Source organism: Bacillus cereus group sp. BfR-BA-01347, assembly GCF_022663835.1.
GTDB lineage: Bacteria > Bacillota > Bacilli > Bacillales > Bacillaceae_G > Bacillus_A > Bacillus_A thuringiensis_K.
The window spans coordinates 1-291 of sequence record NZ_JAKUGG010000091.1; the positions used below are offsets into that span (position 1 = coordinate 1).

Genomic DNA, 291 nt, shown 5'->3' on the forward strand with positions numbered 1-291 from the left:
CAACGTCCTACTCTCACAGGGACAAGGTCCCAACTACCATCGGCGCTAGAGAGCTTAACTTCCGTGTTCGGTATGGGAACGGGTGTGACCTCTCTGCCATCATTACCAGACATTATTCTTTTGAGACAATCATTATTATAACTTATTTACTTTAAAAGTAAATAAGTTTTTTATGTTCTCTCAAAACTAGATAACATTGCTACATATTATATGGTTAAGTCCTCGATCTATTAGTATTCGTCAGCTCCACATGTCACCATGCTTCCACCTCGAACCTATCAACCTGATCAT

1 rRNA gene is annotated in these 291 nt (G+C 39.5%); it reads right to left on the reverse strand.

From position 1 onward, the window contains the following. Positions 1–110, reverse strand: a 5S ribosomal RNA gene (gene rrf / locus MR143_RS32790); the annotation flags it as partial. Positions 111–291: the final 181 nt, after the last annotated feature.